Source organism: Actinokineospora inagensis DSM 44258, from assembly GCF_000482865.1.
GTDB classification, from domain to species: Bacteria; Actinomycetota; Actinomycetes; order Mycobacteriales; family Pseudonocardiaceae; genus Actinokineospora; species Actinokineospora inagensis.
This window is the reverse complement of record NZ_AXWW01000091.1, coordinates 1-13,494: the sequence shown is the minus strand read 5'-3', so window position 1 is coordinate 13,494 and position 13,494 is coordinate 1. Positions and strand designations below refer to the sequence as shown.

The following is a 13,494-nucleotide window of genomic DNA, read 5'->3' as shown; positions in this document are numbered from 1 at the left end:
TCCCTCGACGCCGTCATTCGCGCACGCCGCGACACCAACACCTTCCACCTCACCGGCGAGGCGGCGGTCTCGTGATCCGGGTGGTGTTGGCCGACGACGAGGATCTGATTCGGGGGGCGCTCGCGGCGTTGTTGGAACTGGAGTCCGACATCAGTGTGGTCGCTCAGGCCCGTGACGGTGAGGCGGCGGTGCGTGCGATCGCTGAACACGGCCCTGACATCGCTGTGCTGGACCTGGAGATGCCCCGCCTCGACGGCATCGCGGCGGCTGAGGCGGTGCGGCGGCGGACGGCGGTGGTGATCGTGACCCGGCACGCCCGTCCCGGTGTGCTGCGCCGGGCCTTGGCGGCGGGGGTGCGCGGGTTCGTGCCGAAGACCACCCCGGCCGCTCGGCTCGCCGCCATCCTCCGCGACGTCCACCAGGGCGCCCGTTACGTCGACTCCGAGATCGCCGCCAGTGCGCTCACCGAGGACGCGTGCCCGCTGACCGCCCGCGAACTGGAGGTACTGCGGCACACCCGGGCGGGCGGCTCGGTGCTCGACATCGCGGCGGCCGTGCATCTCGCGCACGGCACTGTCCGCAACTACCTGTCCTCCGCGATGGCCAAGCTAGGCGTCACCTCCCGCCACGACGCCGCCCGGGTCGCCTGGGAGGAGGGCTGGATCTAGCGACTCGACCGTGGCGAACTGGGTGCGGTGCAGGGTGGCGTAGCGGCCGCCCTCGGCGAGGAGGGACTCGTGGGTGCCGCGTTCGGTGATGCGACCGTCCTCCACCACCAGGATCAGGTCGGCGGCCCGGATCGTGCTCAGCCGGTGGGCGATCACCAGGGCGGTGCGGTCGCGCAGGGCGTCGGTCAGCGCCTCTTGGACGGCGACCTCGGACTCCGAGTCCAGGTGCGCGGTGGCCTCGTCGAGGATGACCACGGACGGGCGGGCCAGCAGGAGCCGGGCGATGGTCAACCGCTGGCGTTCGCCGCCGGAGAGCCGGTAGCCGCGTTCACCGACCACGGTGTCCAAGCCCTCCGGCAGCGCGGCGACCACAGTGGACAGTCGGGCGCCGGACAGCGCCGCCCACAGTTCGTCGTCGGTCGCCTCGGGGCGGGCGTAGACCAGGTTGGCGCGGATCGTGTCGTGGAAGAGGTGGCCGTCCTGGGTGACGACGCCGACGGTCGCGCGCAGGTCGGCGAAGGAGAGGTCGCGGACATCGATCCCGGATAGTCGGACGGCTCCGGAATCCACGTCGTAGAGACGCGGGACCACACTGGCGATGGTTGACTTACCGGCCCCGGACGGCCCCACCAATGCCACCATCCGGCCAGGTTCGGCCCGGAACGACAGACCGTGCAGCACTTCGTGCCCGCCCCGCTTATCGAGCACGGCGACTTCCTCGAGCGAGGCCAGTGACACGTTCTCGGCGGCCGGGTAACCGAATCGCACATTGTCGAACTCGACGGACACCGGGCCGCTCGGGATTGGCGTGGTTTTCGGTTTCTCGGCGACCATCGGCACCAGGTCCAGCACCTCGAACACGCGCTCGAACGACACCAGCGCCGTCATCACGTCGACCCTGGCGTTGGCCAGCGCGGTCAGCGGCGTGTAGAGGCGGGTCAGCAGCAGGGCGAGGGCGACGACGGTGCCCGGCGCTATCCGGCCGGTCAGCGCCAGGTACCCGCCCAGCCCGTACACCAGGGCCTGCGCCAGCGCGGAGACCAACTGCAAAGCGGTCATGAACCACCGGCCCGCCATCGCGGTGCGCACCCCGATGTCGCGGACCCGACCGGCCCGCGCGCCGAACTCCTCGGCCTCCGCGTCGGGGCGGCCGAACAGCTTGACCAGGGTGGCGCCGGGCGCGGAGAACCGCTCGGTCATCTGGGTGGTCATCGCGGCGGACAGGCTGGCCGCCTCGCGTTGCAGGTCGGCCATCCACCGCCCCATCCGCCTGCTGGGCAGCACGAAGACGGGCAGCAGTACCAGCGCGAGCACGGTGACCTGCCAGGACAGCGTCAACATCACCCCGAGCGAGAGGACCAACTGGATGACGTTGCCGACCAGGCCGGACAGGGTCGAGGTGAAGGTGCGCTGCGCGCCGATCACGTCGTTGTTGAGCCTGCTCACCAGGGCGCCGGTGCGGGTGCGGGTGAAGAACGCCACCGGCATCCGCTGGACGTGCTCGAACACGGTGCGCCGCAGGTCGTAGATCAGGCCCTCGCCGATGTGCGCGGACTGCCAGCGCTCGGCCACCCCGAGCACGGCGCCGATCACCGCCATCGCGGCGATCGCCACCGCCAGCCACACCACCGTCCGCACCGACCGGTGGCCGACGATGGCGTCCACCACCCACCCGGCGAGCAGCGGCATGGTGACGCCGAGACCGGACGAGAGCACCGTGACCAGCAGGAACACCACCAGCCTGCGCCGGTGCCGCGCGCTGAACCGGAACACCCGGCGCAGCGTGCCCTTGCGCACCCCGCGCGGCGCGTCCGCCGCCTTGACCACGCCCGCCATCAACCTGCGCGGACTGTCCACAGCGCCTCCCGAAAACCGGCTACCCGACCCGCTTACCGGTGACTTGCAACGCCACGGCCCCGGTTCCCGTTCCCGATCGGCGAGATCACCCCGGGGGTGGGTAGCCTGCTGGGCGGAACCAGCCGAGGCGGACGACGGAGGACAGCGGACGAATGCAGGGGGCACCCGCGCGTCGGTCGCTGTGGCTCGACATCGCGATCTACGGCGGCGGCGCGGTCTTCGCCGTCGTCACCGCCATCGCGTCGGAGTTCTACGGCTACCGCGTCTGGGGGAACTGCGCGACGGTCGGCTACCTGGTCGCGGTGGCGCTGACGGCGCGGATCATCACCACCGGTCGCGGGTCGCGGTGGGTGCCGGTGTGGGTGGTGGCGGCGCTGGGCGCCGTGGCCCCGTTGCTGTACCTGGCGTTCCGGCGGGCGCCGAACTACGTGTGGGGCCCGTGGCCGTGGTCGTTCCCGGCGCAGCCCGAGGTGTGGGTGATCGAGCGGTCGGCCGGGGAGCTGTTCGCGCACGGCAACCCGTACATCGACCTCACCGCCCTCGGCCGCCCGCCGACCCCGGACGACTACACCCCGTACGGCCCGGCGATGACCGTGTTCGGCTTCCCGCGGGCGCTGTTCGGCGACCACCCGCTCACCGACGCCCGGGTGGCGTTCCTGGTGGTCACCGCGGCCGCGCTGCTGCTGGCGTGGCGGGTGCTCGGCCGCCCGAACCTGCCGGTGCGGGCCGCGCACCTGGTGGTCGCCAGCCCGCTGACCGTGCTCACCCTGGCCGTCGCCGGGGACGACATCGCCGTGGTCGCGCTGGTCGTGCTGGCCACCGCCGTCGCCTACCGACCCGGCGCGATCAGTCCATGGTGGACCGGAGCGTTGTGCGCCGTGCTGGTGACGATGAAGTTCACGGCGCTGCCCGCCGCCGCGGTGCTGGCCGTCGGGATCGCCGCCACCCGCGGGGTCAAGGCGTTCGGCGCCGCCGCGGTCGCCTTCGCCGCGGTCGGGTCGGCCCTGGTGCTGCCGGTGCTGCTGGCCGACCCGACGAGGTTCGTCGAGCACGTGGTGAAGTTCCCGGTCGGGCTCGGGCGCGCGTCATCGCCCGCGTCGAGCCCGCTGCCGGGTCACCTGCTGGCCAGCCTCGGCCCGGCCGGGCACACCACCGCGCTCGTCCTGTTGGGACTGGCCGCCGCCGCCACGGCGACCTGGGTCCTGGTCCGTCCACCGCGGACGGCGGCGGACGCCGTACTGCGCACCGCGGTCGGACTCGGCGCCGCCATCGTGCTCGCGCCAGCGACCCGGTGGGGCTACCTGGTGTACCCGGTGGTCCTGCTCGGCGCGGCGATCGGGTTCGCCGCGGCCAACCGGGTGGGAACCGGGGTGTCCGCACCGGCCGAACGCTCCAGTGTGGACGGCACCCCGCGGGACAAGGCCCGCCCGGCCTGAGCCGAACGGCGTGGCCCGGTCGGGGCTACTTCTTCTTCGTCCTGGTGGCCCCGCCCCGCCCGCGCAGCGTCACCCCCGACTCCGACAGGACTCTGTGCACGAATCCATAGGAACGGCCGGTGCTTTCCGCGAGCGCCCGGATGCTGGCGCCCTTCTCGTACTTCTTCTTCAGGTCTGTGGCAAGCTTGTCGCGCGTGGCTCCGGTGATCCGCGCGCCTTTCTTGAGGTCAGCCACGTTGTCCCGCCTTCCGTCGCGAGTGGCTGGGGCCACGGATGACCCCTACCGCCGCAATGATCGAACACCGCCGCGCGAAATGCCAGACGAGACGCGCAAATGGTTGCGCCGCGCCGCTCGCTCACCGCGGATGCCGACTTCGGGACTCAGCGTGATCTGTGAATACAAGATCCCAGCAAAACGGCCAATTTCAGGCGAGCTGAACGAGTTCGAGGTACTCGGCCGACCAGTGGTCCTCGGTCCCGTCTGGGAGCAGGATCACCCGCTCGGGTTCCAACGCCTCCACCGCACCGGGGTCGTGCGTGACCAGCACGACCGCCCCGGCGTAGCGGCGCAGCGCGTCGAGCACCTGCTCGCGGCTGGCCGGGTCGAGGTTGTTGGTCGGCTCGTCGAGCAGCAGCACGTTGGCGGCGCTGGAGACCAGGCCCGCCAGCGCCAACCGGGTCTTCTCGCCGCCCGAGAGGGTTCCGGCGGGCTGGTCCAACTGCTCGCCGGTGAACAGGAACGTGCCGAGCAGCGACCGCAGTTGCTGCTCCTGGGTGTCCGGCGCGGCGTGCCGGATGTTGGCCCAGACGCTGGCGGAGTGGTCGAGGGTCTCGTGTTCCTGGGCGTAGTAGCCCAACCGCAGCCCGTGCCCGGGGACGACGGTGCCCGCGTCGGCGGTCTCCATGCCGCCGAGCAGCCGCAGCAGGGTGGTCTTGCCCGCGCCGTTGAGGCCGAGCACCACGACCCGGGAGCCCTTGTCGATGGCGAGGTCCACGCCGCTGAAGATCTCCAGCGAGCCGTAGGACTTGCTCAGGCCCTCGGCGGTGAGCGGGGTCTTGCCGCACGGCGCCGGGTCCGGGAAGCGGATCTTGGCGACCCGGTCCGCCTGGCGGACCTCGTCGAGTCCGGAGACCAGCTTCTCGGCCCGCTTGATCATGTTCTGCGCGGCGACCGCCTTGGTGGCCTTGGCGCGCATCTTGTCGGCCTGGGCCATCAGCACCGAGGCCTTCTTCTCGGCGTTGGCCCGCTCCCGGCGGCGGCGCTTCTCGTCGGCGGCGCGCGCCTCCAGGTAGCGCTTCCAGGCCATGTTGTAGATGTCGACCTCGCCGCGCGTCGCGTCGAGGAACCACACCTTGTTGACGACGTCGCCGAGCAGCTCCACGTCGTGGCTGATGACCACGAGGCCACCGTTGTGCCCCTTGAGGAAGCCGCGCAGCCAGGTGATCGAGTCGGCGTCGAGGTGGTTGGTCGGCTCGTCGAGCAGCAGGATGGTGCCCGCGCCGCCGCCGACCCCGGACTCGGAGGCGGCGAACAGGATCCTGGCCAGCTCCACTCGGCGGCGCTGACCGCCGGACAGGGTGCGCAGCGGCTGGGCCAGCACCCGGTCGGCCAGGCCGAGGTTCGAGCAGATCCGGGCCGCCTCGCTCTCCGCGGCGTACCCGCCGAGCGCGGCGAACCGCTCCTCCAGCCGCCCGTACTTGCGGACCGCGGTGTCCCGCTTGGCGTCGTCGGCGTGCTCGGCCATCGCCGTCTGCGCCTTCTCCATCTCGCGCAGCAGCTCGTCGAGGCCGCGGGCGGAGAGCACCCGGTCCTTCGCGGTGACCGACAGGTCGCCCTCGCGCGGGTCCTGCGGCAGGTAACCCAGCTCGCCGGTGCGGCGCAGCTCGCCGCCGTACGGTTCGCCCTCACCGGCGAGCACGCGCAGCGTGGTGGTCTTGCCCGCGCCGTTGCGGCCGACCAGGCCGATCCGGTCACCCGCCTGCACCCGCAGGGTGGCGTCGGCGAGCAGGATGCGCGAGCCCGCGCGCAGTTCCAGGTCAGTGGCGGTGATCAAGGGGAAGCTCCGTGGGTGGGGTGGTCGTGGGCAGGGGTCGTCCGCTCGCGTGCCGTGACGCGCGAGCCCGGCCGCCCATCAGTCGATGAGGACCACTCCGTCGAAGAGAACCACGTCGTCGAAGAGAACTGCGGCGAGAACCACGAACCCATTCTATCCGGCCGACGCCAGTGCTATTCGGCCCGGTTACGCTCGAGTTCATGGACGCGGCCGAGTCGATCGAGTCGAGTGAGTTCACCGGGAAGGTCGCGCTGGTCACCGGCGCGAGCCGGGGCATCGGGCTGGCCATCGCGGCCGAGCTCGCCCGGCGCGGGGCGGCGGTCGCCATCACCTCGCGCAAGCAGCCCGACCTGGACGAGGCGGCCGCGTCGATCCTGGCCGAGGTGCCGGGGGCGCGGGTGCTGGCGGTGGCGGGCAACACCGGCCGGGACGCCGACCGCGCGGACGTGGTGGAACGCACAGTCGGCGAGCTGGGCGGGCTGGACGTGCTGGTGAACAACACCGGCATCAACCCGGTGTACGGGCCGCTGGTCGGCGTGGACCTGGACGGGGTGCGCAAGATCTTCGACACCAACGTGGTGGCCGCGCTCGGGTACGTGCAACTGGCCCACCGGGCGTGGCTCCGCGAGCACGGCGGGTCGATCGTGAACATCGCCTCGGTGGCCGGGCTGCGACCGTCCGGCGCGCTCGCGGCGTACGGGGCGAGCAAGGCGGCGTTGCTGCTGCTGACCGAGGAACTGGCCGCGCAGCTCGGGCCGGACATCCGGGTCAACGCGGTGGCGCCGGGCGTGGTCAAGACCCGGTTCGCCGCCGCGCTCTACGAGGGGCGTGAGCAGGAGGCGGCCGCGGCGTACCCGCTGGGGCGGCTGGGCACGCCGCGGGACGTGGCCGAGGTCGTCGCCTTCCTGGCCTCGCCGCGGGCGTCGTGGATCACCGGGGAGACCATCCGGGTGGACGGCGGCCTCCTGGTCAACGGCACCCTGGGCTGAGTTCCGGGCTCAGCCGGTGGTGGTCGTCGGCGCGGTGCTCGGTGACGGCTGCGGGGTGGGGCTCGGCTTGGGCTGCTGGTTGCCCTGGTTGCCGGGCTGCTGGTTACCCGGCTGTTGGTTGCCGGGCTGCTGGTTGTTGCGGGGCTGACCGCCGCGCCTGCCCGGGTTGACCGGGACCCGGTGCTGTCCGGGGCCGCCCCGGTTCATCCCCGGTCCGCCGCGGCCCTCGACCTGGCGGGAGTACCCCGGCCGGTCGTGGTCGCCCGCGTGGCCGATGGCGAAGCCCGCGACACCGCCGACGACCAGGGTGCCCGCACCGACCAGGCTGGTCACCAGCACGCTGACCGAGCGGTGGCGCCGCACCGGCGGCGGGGGCGGCCCGTACGCGGGCTGTTGCTGGATGGGCTGGACCGGCTGCTGGGCTTGGGCGGGCTGCTCAGCCTGCGGCCCCGGCTGGGCCTGGGTGGCGTGCTCTGACTGGGTGGAGTGCTCGGCCGCGATGGGCTGCCCGGTGGGCTGCCCGTGGTCGGCGGGCAGTGGCTGGGTCGGCTGGGGACGATCGGCCGGGTCCGAAGGGGTGGTGCTCATACCACCAACTGTGCGCTCCCGACCTGTGATCCTGCTGTGAGCCAGTGGCTCGACCCGAGATCACCGCGAATCGCGGACCACGACCTCCACCGCGAACGCCCGCTCCGCCGCGTCCTCGAGTACCGACCGGCGCGGCTCGGGCACGTCCAGCACCCTGTCCTGGGCCAGCGCGAACACCGGGGCGAGCGCGCGGTCGGCGCGCAGCACGTCGAGCGCCTGCCGGTCGCCGCCGAGCACGACGGCGTCCAGTTCGGACACCCTGGGCAGGAGCACCTCGGCGACGTCCTTGGCGGCGGCTTCCAGCGCCTGCCGCGCCTGCCCCTCCCGCCTGCGGGCGAACCGCTGCTGCGACCACCCACCGGCCGCGCTCCGCCCGTGCACCAGGTGCCGGTCGGTCCGGGAGAGCAGCACCTCCCCCGCCGCCGCGATCCCGAGGCTGTGGCCGCCGAGGCGCACCAGCAGCAGCCCGACCCGCCTCGGCACGGCCAGGTGCTCGACCAGCGGCCCGATGTCCACACCGGACCGCTCGCCGGTGACCGGCAGCGGCGGGAACGGCACCGCGATGGTCGCGGTCGCCCCGTCGGCGGCCGTGCACACGACCGTGTCGGCGGTGAGGGTCGTGTGGGTGACCCCCTGGTGGCGGTCGCCGAACCGGTCGAACCAGCCGGGCACCCGGTCCACCGGCACCTCGACCGCCCGACCGCCGCCCGCGACCGCCCGTGTCCTGCTCATGACCCAACGGTACGGGCGGTCACGCCCGCTCGACCAACCGGCGCGCGGGGACGGCCGCCCGGTGCGGGTGGCACCGGGCGGCCGCTCCTCCCCCCGTGGGTCAGCCGCCGGTCGGCGGCAGCAGGTAGCCGTTGACGTGGAGGGACACCGCGCGGATGGAACCGGTGTCACCGCCCGCCGCGTCCACGACCTTGTAGGTCCACACGCCGTCGGCGGCCACGGCGGCGAAACCGCTGAAGGGTGTGGTGGGGCGCCAGGCGCCGGTGAAGGGCGCGTCTGCGGAACCGACGGTGGCGAAGGCGGACGTGGCCGAGTCGGCGAACACGACCTGGCAGAAGTTGTTGCCGCTGCCGCCGTTGCGGTTGTGGACCGTGGCGACCGCGCCGTTGGGCGCGGTGAGCGTGCCGACGAGGTCGCCGACGAAGGTGTGGTCCAGGCCGACCGTCGTGGCCCCGTTGGCGGTGCTGCAGGTCGCGCCGTCGACCGAGAACGCCACCCTCGACGCCCGGCCGACGCCGCTGACCGGGATGCTCACACTGGCGCCCAACGGGTTGTTGTCCGGGATGGCGACGGCGGGACCGGAGTAGGCGAAGTCCTGGGTGACCGGCGACGGCCGACCGACCGGGAAGCTGAACGTCGCCCGGGTCGGCGACGCGGCCGCGGCGAAGGTCACCTTGGCGTCGAGCACCACCGGGGTGCCGACCGGGTGGTTGACCGGGACCCGCACGGTGAACACCCTCGCCACCGTCTGTCCCTTTCGGACAGTGCCGTAGTTCTGCGAGCGCGGCGTGATGACCACGTTCGCGGTCGGCGAGGTCAGGACGACGCTGGTCGACACCGCGTCCGCGTCACCGGTGTCGGCGACCGGGAGGGTCACCGTGACGGTGTCGCCCGGGTCGATCAGGTCGCCGCCGTCGGTGGGCACGGCGGTCGGGTTCTGCGCCAGGACCCGGGGTTGCGGGCTGGCGCCGGTGTACCCGAGCACCCGGTCGGCCAGGACGACACCCGCGCCGGTGCGGCCGTCGAAACCCGCCGGACCGAGGTCGACCGCGGTGTTCACCAACGCCTCGCGGACCTCCGACGGCGCGATGCCCGGGTTGCCGGACAACACAAGCGCGGCGATGGCGGCGGCGTGCGGGGCGGCGGCCGAGGTGCCGAAGAACGGGCTGAACCCGGAGACGCTGGTGGAAACCCCGTCCGCGGCGGTGATGTCCGGCTTGGCGCGGACCTCGCCACCGGTCGAGCTCACGTCGCCCGGTGTGATCGGCGTGCCGTCGGCCTGGAAGAAGACGCGGCGCGGACCGTCCGAAGAGAACCGTTCCACTGGGGACTTGTCGTCGAACGCGGCCGGGTAGGGGCCGCTCGGGTTGGCCGGGTCGCCGGGTTCGAGGTCGAACGGCAGCGGCTTCGCGGCGGGGGCGGCGGCGACGCTGAACGCCTGCCGGGCCGCCGAGTGTCCAACCGAGACACCGGGGGTGTTGAACGCCTTGAGTCCGTCCGCGGACTTGGCGAACCGGCCGCGCAGCGCCGAGAGCGAGAGGTAACGGGCTTGGCCTGCGAACTTCACGACCGCGACGCGCAAACCCTTGCCACCGATGGAAGGCGTCTGCAGGATCTCGTACGGGTCCTGGGTGCCGTCTTGGACGTCCTGGCTGAACTGGACGACGTTCCCCTTGCTGTCGAACAGGTACAGGTCGTAGTCGTCGCTCGCCGCGCCCAGCGGGTCCGACCAGTGCAGCGTGATCGGGACGGCGGCGGACGACGCGTCGGAGAGGGGTTCGAAGACCTGGGTGGCCGCCGACGGGTCGAAGTCGTGCGCGACGCCCGCGAACTTGCCCACGCCCCGCCCGGAGTCGCGGAAGTCGCCCTCCCAGTGGGCCGCAGTACCGTCGCCGGTGTTGCCTTCGTTGCCCGCAGAGGAGAAGTAAAGCGCGCCACTCGCGGTGACGTCGTTGACGGCCTGGGCGATCGGGCCGTCCTGGAACGGGGACTCGGCGAAGTAGAGCACGTCGTCGACGAGGATGTCGCAGTGCCGGTCGGTGCGCAACGCGCGGATGTTGTCGGCGAAACTGGCGTCACCGTTGAAGGCGCTGGCGAAACCGAGGTCGGCACCGGGGGCCAGGTCGTGCAGGATCTCCAGTATCGCGGTGCCCTCGTCGCCAGTGCCTTCCTGGGTGGGCAGCACGTCGACCGCGGGTAACTCCCCGGCGGCCTGCGAGACGGCGAGCGAGTCGACCCCGTCGGACAGGGCGCAGATCTTGACGCCGACGCCGGTGACCCCGTACTCGGCGCGGGCGGTGTCGGCGTTGTGCGCGCGGTCGCCCTCGCTGGTGACGGCGGCGATCTTGCCCTTGCGGGCCACCGCGGACTTCACCGCCGCGGCGATCCTGCTTTCCTTCTGCTCCTTGGACTCCTGCTTCGCGGGCTGGGTGGACTGGGGGGACTGGGTGGTCCGTTGTTCGGAGGCGGTGATCGCGCCGTCGGCGGTGGCGACCCTGCGGACGTCCGCGCGATCGGAGACGCCGGTCAGCGCGGCGAACGGGACCTCGGCCCGGATCGACGCCAGGCGCCGGGACACGGCGCGGATGCCCGCGCCGGACTTGGTGAGCGCGGTGAGGAGGTCGTCGGTGACCTTGGTGGCAGTGATGTCGACCAGGACGGTACCGGTGCCGGAGACCTGCACACCGGTCCGCACCGTCGGCGCGATCCCGGCCAGTGAGCGGTCGGTGCGCAGCCGGTTCTCCACCGCCAGCTTGCTGTCCAGTTTGGACTCGGCCTTGCTCTGGGTCTGTTTGATCCGCTGCAGCGCCGCGATCTGCCGCGCGGTGGCGTCCGGCACGGCGGACTGGCCCGCAGGCAGCGCCTGCGCCGCGACCGGGGTGGTCATCCCCGCCACCAGCGCGAGCGCGCCCACGCCCGCGGCGATGAGTCTGGATAAGGTGGAGCGATCGGACGAACGCACGGGTCCTCCCCAGTTCGTGCGTGCCCCGACCCACGCCTTCCGATGTCGGGGGTGCTCCCGACATCGGCCAACGTAGGTTCCGCGCCAACCGGTCGACATCTACCGTTCGAGTGAGTACCACCGTCTGGTTGTCACGCTCGGTATTTTCCGACCGTTGTCGAAACGGCGGGTCAGAGCACCAGGGCGTCCGACCAGAACTGTCCAGTGCGGCCGGAGAGCGCGTCCAGCAACGCGGCCGCCTGGCTGTCGGCGAGCGAGGCGGCGAAGTCGATCACGGCCCGGCCGCGGGCGAGGGCGAGCACCGCCGCCGAGCCCCCCGGCCACTCCCCCGTCGCGCCGACCAGGGCGCCGGGGTCGTCCTTCGCGAGCCGGGCGTACTCGGCGTGCGCCAACTCGACCAGGTCGTGCAGGCGGCGGGGCAACCGGTCGGCCTCGTAGCGGTCGCCGAGCCACTGCTCCAGCGCCTCGACCAGCGTGGTCAACAACCGGGCCTGGCCGCGCTGGTGCAGCGCGAGGTCGGGGCGCAGCAACACGAACCGGCGGTGCACGAACTTGAGGACCTGCACCTCGTGCCACTGCCGGGGCCCGAGCAGCACGTGCCCGGACCGGGTCGGCGGGTCGGGGAGCACGTGCACCCCCGCGACCAGCCGCGCGGTCCACCCGGAGGAGAACCGGCCGAAGGCCCGCTCCGCGGCGACCGACCCGTCGAACGGCACGGACAGCAGGTCGTCCACCAGCTCCGCGCGCACCCGGGACACCGCGGCGGCGAACGCGTCGTCGTCGACCACCCACGAGTCGCGCGCGTGCAGCCGCCTGCGCAGCAGCTCCAGGGATTGACCGGGGCGGCGACCGGACGCCAGGTCCACGTCCGCCAGCCTCGCGAACTCGGCGCGGTCGTCCTCCCACTGGCCCAACTCGGCCGACACCGGCGCGTGCTGCAACACCCCGATGCGGTGGAAGTCCTCCAGGTCGTGGATCGCGTAGGCGATGTCGTCGGCGTTGTCCATCACCGACGCCTCCACCGTCTGCTGCCACGGCTCGACCAGCCCGTCGAACACGGCCCGCGACTCGACCAGGTCGTCCACCTCGTTGACGTAGGCGGAGAACTTGCTCGACCCGGCGTCCGGCGGCCCGGCGGCCCCACGCGGCGGGTCCGGCAGGTGCCGCGGGTGCGGCGACGGGTGCGAGAGCCGCGTCCACGGGTATTTCAACGTCGCCGCCCGCACCGCCGCCGTGAGGTCCAGACCAGCCGCCGCCGGCCCCCTCGTGTCGGTGGTGGTGATGATCCGGAAGCTCTGCGCGTTGCCCTCGAACCCGTCCGGCAACCCGAACCGGTGCCGCGCCAACCGGTCCAACACCTGCTCCCCCAGGTGCCCGAACGGCGGGTGCCCCAGGTCGTGCGCCAACGCGGCGGCCTCCACCACGTCCGGGTCACAACCCCCCAACCGGAGCAGCAGATCCCCGTCGCTCTCGTTGAGCCGCTCCGCGATCGCCCTGGCCACCTGCGCGACCTTCAAACTGTGCGTGAGCCGGTTGTGCAACAACCCCGACCCACTCGCGCTGATCACCTGCGTCACCCCCGCCAACCGCGCGAAAAACGGCGAAGCCACAATGCGATCGCGGTCGGCCCGGAACGGGTTCGCGGCCAGGTCCACGCCCCGCCCGCCAACCCGCCGCTCAACCCGGCGCTGGTGGAGATCGGACATACCCCCGAGCCTATGCGCTACCGACCACCGAGGTCGGCACGACTCCCACCCGAGCGGCTGTGACCTGGGGAGACTGCGCTGCGTAGGCTGGTGGTGCCTGTGGTCGGGGCTGAGTGTGTTCACGGGCCGGTCAGCGGATCGCCGCACGGAAAGGGCGTCGAGGGGCATGACGGTTGAGGATCCGGGTATTGGTCGTCGTGTCCGTGAGATTCGGGTGCGGCGGGGGATGACGATGTCGGTCACGGCCGGCCTGGCGGGGATCTCGCAGTCTTACCTCAGCATGATCGAGCACGGTCGTCGTGCGGTGGAGAAGCGAAGCCTGGTGGAGGGCCTCGCCGAGGCGCTGAGGGTGTCTCCCGCTGAGTTGTCGGGGAAACCTTGTCCGGCGGATGACCGCGGTTCACGGTTGGTCGCCGCGGCGTTGGACGACATCGGCGACACGTTGACCGGGTGGTGGGTCGACGAGGTACCGGAGATTGCGGTGCGGCCTTGGGAGGAGGTG

At 72.4% G+C, this 13,494-nt stretch carries 11 protein-coding genes; 4 read left to right on the top strand and 7 right to left on the bottom strand.

The window, feature by feature from the left end:
- Positions 1–71 precede the first annotated feature (71 nt).
- Positions 72–668, top strand: a complete 597-nt coding sequence (locus H504_RS0125475; RefSeq protein ID WP_026425091.1) for a response regulator transcription factor — start codon at positions 72–74, stop codon at positions 666–668.
- Here the strand turns inward: H504_RS0125475 and H504_RS36945 are convergent.
- Positions 609–2,504 carry an ABC transporter ATP-binding protein gene (locus H504_RS36945; protein WP_157440626.1) on the bottom strand — a complete coding sequence of 632 codons (1,896 nt, stop codon included), beginning with the start codon at positions 2,502–2,504 and terminating at the stop codon, positions 609–611. The two genes, H504_RS0125475 and H504_RS36945, sit on opposite strands and share 60 nt — an antisense overlap.
- A gap of 173 nt (positions 2,505–2,677) precedes the next feature.
- Here H504_RS36945 and H504_RS36940 point away from each other — a divergent pair, with 173 nt between their 5' ends.
- The gene (locus H504_RS36940) at positions 2,678–3,961 is read left to right on the top strand and encodes a glycosyltransferase 87 family protein (RefSeq protein ID WP_084468195.1); all 1,284 of its coding nucleotides are present in this window, start codon (positions 2,678–2,680) and stop codon (positions 3,959–3,961) included.
- A 25-nt stretch (positions 3,962–3,986) separates the two neighbouring features.
- On the opposite strand, the gene H504_RS0125460 is transcribed toward H504_RS36940, so the two are convergent.
- Both H504_RS0125460 and H504_RS0125455 read right to left on the bottom strand, forming a co-directional pair.
- Entirely contained in the window at positions 3,987–4,196 is a 210-nt protein-coding gene (locus tag H504_RS0125460; protein ID WP_026425090.1) for a helix-turn-helix domain-containing protein, read from the bottom strand.
- 190 nt (positions 4,197–4,386) lie between these two features.
- Positions 4,387–6,015, bottom strand: a complete 1,629-nt coding sequence (locus H504_RS0125455) for an ABC-F family ATP-binding cassette domain-containing protein (protein WP_026425089.1) — start codon at positions 6,013–6,015, stop codon at positions 4,387–4,389.
- 200 nt (positions 6,016–6,215) lie between these two features.
- On the opposite strand from H504_RS0125455, the gene H504_RS0125450 reads away from it, so the two are divergent.
- Positions 6,216–7,004, top strand: a complete 789-nt coding sequence (locus tag H504_RS0125450; protein WP_026425088.1) for an SDR family oxidoreductase — start codon at positions 6,216–6,218, stop codon at positions 7,002–7,004.
- A 9-nt stretch (positions 7,005–7,013) separates the two neighbouring features.
- Here the strand turns inward: H504_RS0125450 and H504_RS0125445 are convergent, their stop codons facing one another.
- The 4 genes from H504_RS0125445 to H504_RS0125430 form a co-directional block, all read right to left on the bottom strand.
- The gene (locus H504_RS0125445; protein ID WP_026425087.1) at positions 7,014–7,592 is read right to left on the bottom strand and encodes a hypothetical protein; all 579 of its coding nucleotides are present in this window, start codon (positions 7,590–7,592) and stop codon (positions 7,014–7,016) included.
- A 60-nt stretch (positions 7,593–7,652) separates the two neighbouring features.
- Positions 7,653–8,324, bottom strand: coding sequence for an acVLRF1 family peptidyl-tRNA hydrolase (locus tag H504_RS0125440; protein WP_026425086.1), 672 nt, complete (start codon positions 8,322–8,324; stop codon positions 7,653–7,655).
- Between the two features lie 100 nt (positions 8,325–8,424).
- Complete coding sequence (locus tag H504_RS0125435; protein ID WP_051386258.1) at positions 8,425–11,211, bottom strand: S8 family serine peptidase; 2,787 nt, start codon at positions 11,209–11,211, stop codon at positions 8,425–8,427.
- A 245-nt stretch (positions 11,212–11,456) separates the two neighbouring features.
- Positions 11,457–12,992 carry a deoxyguanosinetriphosphate triphosphohydrolase family protein gene (locus H504_RS0125430; RefSeq protein WP_051386256.1) on the bottom strand — a complete coding sequence of 512 codons (1,536 nt, stop codon included), beginning with the start codon at positions 12,990–12,992 and terminating at the stop codon, positions 11,457–11,459.
- Here H504_RS0125430 and H504_RS44115 point away from each other — a divergent pair.
- Positions 12,898–13,494: helix-turn-helix domain-containing protein (locus H504_RS44115; protein ID WP_425394078.1), on the top strand; the 597-nt coding region annotated here is incomplete at its 3' end. The two genes, H504_RS0125430 and H504_RS44115, sit on opposite strands and share 95 nt — an antisense overlap.

Bases quoted from the DNA above. Each gene is read 5' to 3' on its own strand.
- H504_RS0125445 (WP_026425087.1), bottom strand. From the start codon at position 7,592: ATGAGCACCACCCCTTCGGACCCGGCCGATCGTCCCCAGCCGACCCAG.
- H504_RS0125435 (WP_051386258.1), bottom strand. From the start codon at position 11,211: ATGACCACCCCGGTCGCGGCGCAGGCGCTGCCTGCGGGCCAGTCCGCC.
- H504_RS36945 (WP_157440626.1), bottom strand. From the start codon at position 2,504: ATGGCGGGCGTGGTCAAGGCGGCGGACGCGCCGCGCGGGGTGCGCAAG.
- H504_RS0125450 (WP_026425088.1), top strand. From the start codon at position 6,216: ATGGACGCGGCCGAGTCGATCGAGTCGAGTGAGTTCACCGGGAAGGTC.
- H504_RS0125440 (WP_026425086.1), bottom strand. From the start codon at position 8,324: ATGAGCAGGACACGGGCGGTCGCGGGCGGCGGTCGGGCGGTCGAGGTG.
- H504_RS0125430 (WP_051386256.1), bottom strand. From the start codon at position 12,992: ATGTCCGATCTCCACCAGCGCCGGGTTGAGCGGCGGGTTGGCGGGCGG.
- H504_RS36940 (WP_084468195.1), top strand. From the start codon at position 2,678: ATGCAGGGGGCACCCGCGCGTCGGTCGCTGTGGCTCGACATCGCGATC.